This window comes from Pantoea sp. USMM079, from assembly GCF_037153115.1.
Taxonomy (GTDB): Bacteria; Pseudomonadota; Gammaproteobacteria; order Enterobacterales; family Enterobacteriaceae; genus Pantoea; species Pantoea communis.
In genome coordinates, this window is the sequence record NZ_JBBCKX010000047.1 from 1 (window position 1) to 5,639 (window position 5,639).

At 50.0% G+C, this 5,639-nt stretch carries 5 protein-coding genes and 1 pseudogene; 2 read left to right on the forward strand and 4 right to left on the reverse strand.

Going from position 1 to position 5,639, the window contains the following annotated elements; all coding sequences use genetic code 11:
* Positions 1–294: contractile injection system protein, VgrG/Pvc8 family (locus WFP70_RS26365; protein ID WP_337024891.1), on the reverse strand; the 294-nt coding region annotated here is incomplete at its 3' end.
* A 459-nt stretch (positions 295–753) separates the two neighbouring features.
* Positions 754–926: pseudogene (locus WFP70_RS26370) on the reverse strand (type VI secretion system tube protein Hcp); the annotation flags it as partial.
* A 726-nt stretch (positions 927–1,652) separates the two neighbouring features.
* Here WFP70_RS26370 and WFP70_RS26375 point away from each other — a divergent pair.
* On the forward strand, positions 1,653–2,612 hold the full coding sequence (locus tag WFP70_RS26375; RefSeq protein WP_337024890.1) for a zinc-dependent alcohol dehydrogenase family protein: 960 nt from the start codon (positions 1,653–1,655) through the stop codon (positions 2,610–2,612).
* A gap of 34 nt (positions 2,613–2,646) precedes the next feature.
* Here WFP70_RS26375 and WFP70_RS26380 read toward each other — a convergent pair whose 3' ends face one another.
* The gene (locus WFP70_RS26380) at positions 2,647–3,336 is read right to left on the reverse strand and encodes a CTP synthase C-terminal region-related (seleno)protein (RefSeq protein ID WP_337024889.1); all 690 of its coding nucleotides are present in this window, start codon (positions 3,334–3,336) and stop codon (positions 2,647–2,649) included.
* A 652-nt stretch (positions 3,337–3,988) separates the two neighbouring features.
* Between WFP70_RS26380 and dtpA the strand changes: the two genes are divergently transcribed.
* On the forward strand, positions 3,989–5,497 hold the full coding sequence (gene dtpA / locus WFP70_RS26385; RefSeq protein WP_182058430.1) for a dipeptide/tripeptide permease DtpA: 1,509 nt from the start codon (positions 3,989–3,991) through the stop codon (positions 5,495–5,497).
* A 46-nt stretch (positions 5,498–5,543) separates the two neighbouring features.
* On the opposite strand, the gene WFP70_RS26390 is transcribed toward dtpA, so the two are convergent.
* Positions 5,544–5,639 (reverse strand): hypothetical protein (locus tag WFP70_RS26390; protein ID WP_337024892.1); only part of this gene is annotated, 96 nt, incomplete at its 5' end.

The window sequence follows — 5,639 nt, forward strand, 5'->3', positions numbered from 1 at the left end:
TTTATTCACAAAGAAGCGATGTGAGCGGTATTGCTTATCCAGAAGCGCAAAGCGGGGTTCAATAATAATGAGATAACTAACCTGGTCTGCGGAACCCGTCAGACGGCGGAAATCGGTGATATAACCGTGAACAATCTTCTGCGATTCGAATTTCTGCAGAGGTCCAATGCCCATAATCAGCGTCACCGCTTTGCGCAGCATCCGGTCTGGTGAAATGTCATTATCCGGGCTGGTGAACATCACGCTGTAAAGGTAGTTCTCGCTCAGCGCTTCCATGCCCGTAAGATTTTCCACATCAATCGGTGAATTGCAGGCTGGAATCAATAAAGAATATCGATTGAGCGTAGAGGAAATTACCGATGCTGTTTTTTCTATTAGGCCAGAGGGGATCATTGTCATTCTCTCCTTGATGACGAATTGTTATGTCTCCCACTAATTGCAGAGAGAATAACGTCAGTAATATTTTTATTTCTTGATTGCCGATAATTACTTCTTTGTCAAGCTATCAGGGATTAACGTCACCGATATCGCATGCTTTTCCATAGGGAAAAACCGCCCCCCAGTGATTGTCATACGGCTGCTGCGACTACTAAATTTGATAAATTCTCACTCTGTTTCAGGCACGCTACCGCCCCTGGCCGTTAACCGAGGCCTATAAGGTCTGAGGCATCTGTAAATCGGTGTATTTTTCAGAGGCGTATCTGCGCGCAGGCGAACCTCTGAAAAAGCGGACAGTGAACCACCCACACGGGCTTACGAGAAGGCGCGTTCGTGCAATGAATTGGAATGAATGATTTTGACATCCTTGTAAGTCCAGGTTTTTATTCGCTGCGCAATTCAATCTGCTTCAGGTAGTTGCGCTTCTTTTTATAAGTGCCCTTGATGTCGTGCATCACAGGGTTAACCTTCACCACCCTTACGTTCTCCTTATGAACGAGAGAGGAAGCTCGATTGACTTATGCGCCCCTGCGGTGTGCAGGCACTGGCGTAAATTGGAACGGACTTTCAAAGCCCCAGTTTGATAACCCACACTTATGATTCAATCGTATAAATAGTGGAGAAAAGCATTAAGACCCGACTTTTCCTGTAAGTCCGTGCACGAATATAAAGTAATCAATGGACCTAAAGCAACAGCCTGACACGTTCTCTTATTGCTGATTTATATAAGGAAATTCTTAGATTTGGCTTTAAGTCATTGTTAGATGGCTCATAATTTAGCCAGAAATATCTGAAAAAAATTTTTGAGAAAATTTATTCTCGGCGGTCACTTCATTCAAATGAGGACAAACCAGTAAGAAAATATAACAACTTTCTCCGGGGGATTATTTTGGAGGGGCGATTGCCGTGATCGTTGCGCCCGGTACACATTGCCGAGGTTGAGGGGGGTGGAAAAGCGCCACCGCTATCTCTGTTTCACAAATAGCACTCAGTTTGGGACACATTTTCCTCTCTATCAGAGATGCCGGCAGATCTGGGCTTTAACCGAAAGGATATAATCCATTGCATTAGCGGGTTGCTATTAATGGAAAAAAGCAAAAGTGGTCATGTAGAATTATAAGAAATCGTCCTTAAGCTAAAACCTCATGACATTAAATAATGGTTATTTAGGACTTCACCATCCTAATTCGACGCCAAAACCGAAGTCTGAGTCCATGCCGATAACGGATCGCAATCTCGCGCTCTGGTATCGGCAGTTTGGCGATCCTGTTGATGTACTGACGCTGGAATCCTCCTCTTTAGCCCCTTGTTCCGCTGATCTGCTGCGCGTGCAAATGCACTATGCGCCAGTGAACGCATCTGATCTGATCCCGATTACCGGTGCTTATCGTCATCGTGTCGCGCCGCCACAGGTCGCTGGCTACGAAGGCGTGGGCACCGTGATCGCCGCGCCCTATGCTTACTCACATTTAGTGGGGCAACGCGTGTTACCGCTGCGTGGCGTAGGCTGCTGGCAACATTATGTGGATATCGATCCACAGCTCGCTATTCCGGTACCAGAGGATATTAAGAATACGCTGGCCGCGCGCGCCTATATCAATCCGTTGGCCGCTTTGCTGATGCTGCAGCAATGGCCGGTCAGCGGTAAAAATGTCCTGATCACTGCCGGTGGTTCCGCCTGCGCACTGTTGCTGGCCCAGTGGGCTAAGCTGCACGGTGCACGACGTGTGGTGATGGTGTATCGCTCGTCAACACATGCAGAAAAGTTGCTCGCCCTCGACCTGACTGCGTTGCAGGACAACGAAGGGGATGCGATTAAAACAGTGAGTGCGCAAACCGATATCGTGTTTGATGCGGTCGGCGGCGATGTGGGGCAGTTGATCTGGCGAACGCTACCTGAGCACGCACAGTTTGTGGCTTACGGAGTATTGAGCGGCACGCCGGTAAAAGTGAATGCTACCCGTCCAGCGCTGCACTGGTTCCATGTCAGGCACACGTTAGGCGATATTGGTGCGGCACTGTGGCAACAGCTTTTCTCAGAAGTCTGGCCGTTGCTGCGCGACAGCGAGTGTGGTGAGGTGGAAATTTTCCCATTGAGCGAGTGGCGCGCGGCTATTGAGAGTTATCACCAGTCGGGTCGTACGCGCAAACCCCTGCTGTGTCTGGACGAGTAAAGAGAGGCTAAGCAGCCTCTCTCTGTTCAATCGATTATTTAGCCGCAGCCTGCAGCCAGGCGACCACCAGCGGGGATAGCCGATTTTGCAGCGCCGCCCGTTCTGACTGGAACAGCGTCGCGACAAAGAACGGATGATCGGTCAGTTCAACACCGCGTACGTCACGATCCAAATCCCATGAAGTAATCTTCAGATTATTAGTGGCCAGCGCGTCACTGAATTCCGGGTTCACGCCGAAATTGCAGTGATACCCTTCATCACTTTCCAGCGCGCCGTAAGCTTGCGCAATCCGTGAGCCCGGTTCGAAAGTCACCGTGCCACGCTGTTCCACCAGCGAACAGGCCAGCGGCGCAATCACCCAGCGCCCACTTTCATCGGTTTCCGCATGCCCGGCATCTTCCCAACTCAGTACATTGCGGGCGTACTCCACCACCGCATACTGGAAACCGCCACACGAACCGAGGAACGGTTTGTGGTTTTCACGCGCCCAGCGGATCGTCGCAAAGACACCTTCGTCGTTGAGATACGGGCTGCCCGGCACCACCCAAATGGCATCGTAATCGTTCCAGTTGTGTTGATGGATGTCTGGGGTGGCGATCCAGTCGGCGGTGACGTCGAGCGAGAGGGATTTTGCGGCAAACTGTACAGCAGGAGGAATGGCTTGATGTGCAACGGCATTGGCACGGTAATCGCCAACAAGGGCGACACGAACTGACTGCGTCATGGCTACGTCCTTTTAGGGAAAAAACGAGGTTACAGCAAACATCACGACCTGTCTAAGCGCATTTCAGCGCGATATCACTCACTTTCGTTTGCGCGCATTTTGGTTATAGCCTGCTTTTTATACGGCTAAACATTCCTCTTTGTGGTGATTAACTCGACGGATGTTGACCACGCAATCGTTTACTTCTTTTACGGTTTTAATTAATTCGTAATTTTGTGCGCAGGATCAACAAATTAGCCATTTGGAAACTTTAGTCAGCCTATTACGCTCAACTATCAAGCAATTGTGCTTAGTAAATGTACCTTCACGGTCTTTATGTTGGTATAAATTATCATCTATAGCGTTATATTCTGTAAAATACACCTTAAGCGGTTTATATCAGGAAAATGATCCTAAGGATCTCCAGTTAGCACGATTATTCTGATACAATGCCACACAGCAATATTTAACACTGATTTACAACTTCTTATAACGGCATTAACCCTACCTGTTACAAGTATTTCAGCGTGCAAAAAATGCTTGCCCTGTTGGCCTGATTCAGCCAAATTAGGCGCCGTTTTTCCTTTCTAATAACAATGTTGCGCGGGATTACTCAGCCCGACGCAGACTTAATTCCTGTCGTAAAACAGGCTATGTATAAACTGAGGTACACGTGTCAACTGCAAACAAACACACTGACGAGGCAGTAAGCCTCAACGCGTTCAAGCAACCGAAAGCGTTTTATCTGATCTTCTCCATCGAACTGTGGGAGCGTTTCGGCTACTACGGTCTGCAAGCCATCATGGCCGTTTACCTGGTGAAACAGCTGGGCATGTCCGAAGCGGACTCCATTACCCTGTTCACCTCGTTCAGCGCCCTGGTTTACGGCATGGTCGCGATTGGCGGCTGGCTGGGCGATAAAGTATTGGGTACCAAACGCGTGATTGTGCTCGGCGTGATCGTGCTGGCGCTCGGTTATGCACTGATCGCTTTCTCAGGTCATGACACTGCGATGGTGTACGTCGGTATGGCGACTATCGCCGTGGGTAGTGGCTTGTTTAAAGCCAACCCTTCTTCTCTGCTATCTACCTGCTACGAGAAAGATGATCCGCGCATCGACGGTGCGTTCACCATGTTCTATATGTCGATCAACATCGGTTCTCTGTTCTCGATGATGCTGACACCGTGGTTGGCTGCACATTACGGCTGGGGCGCAGCGTTCTCGCTCTCCGTGGTGGGTCTGGTGATTACCTTACTGAACTTCCTGTTCTGCCAGCGCCTGGTGAAAAACTACGGTTCTAAACCGGACTTTGCGCCACTGAATGTCAGCAAATTGCTAATGACGCTGGTAGGTGTGGTGGCGCTGGTTGCCATTGCGGCCTGGTTGTTGCATCACCAAAGCATTGCGCGTATGGCACTGGGCGTGATTGCCATCGGCATCGTGCTGGTGTTCGCGAAAGAAGCCTTTGCCCTGCAGGGTGCAGCACGCCGTAAAATGATCGTCGCCTTCCTGCTGATGCTCGAAGCGATTGTATTCTTCGTGCTGTATATGCAGATGCCAACCTCACTGAACTTCTTCGCTATTCGTAACGTTGAGCATGCCATTCTGGGTATTACCTTCGAACCTGAACAGTTCCAGGCACTGAACCCGTTTTGGATCATGCTGGCCAGCCCAATTCTGGCAGCGGTTTACAACAAGCTGGGCGACAAACTGCCTATGCCGCATAAATTTGCGATTGGTATGGTGCTGTGCTCTGCTGCGTTCCTGGTGCTGCCATTTGGTGCCAAATTCGCTAACGATGCCGGTATTGTGTCTGTGAACTGGTTGATCATCAGCTATGCACTGCAGAGTGTGGGCGAACTGATGATTTCCGGTCTTGGCCTGGCAATGGTGGCGCAGTTAGTCCCACAGCGTCTGATGGGCTTCATCATGGGTTCCTGGTTCCTGACCACGGCGGGTGCTGCAATGATTGCCGGTAAAGTGGCGAATCTGATGGCCGTACCGAATAATGTGACCGATCCGCATGCTTCACTGGAAGTTTACAGCCATGTGTTCCAGCAGATTGGTATTGCGACCGGTGTGATCGCTATCCTGATGCTGATCACCGCGCCACTGCTGAACCGCATGACGCAGAGTGATGCTTCACAGCCTGAACTGAAAAGCGCTAACGCCAATCAGTAATGAAGGTGATGTGAATAAGCCGGGCAAACGCCCTAATGCCAGTCAGTTAAGCCTGACTGGCATTTTTTCTTCTGGCTGTCGGATATTTATAGGGTCTCTCTTTCACCACCCTTGGGAACGAGCGCTCCCGTCGTCCCGGTAG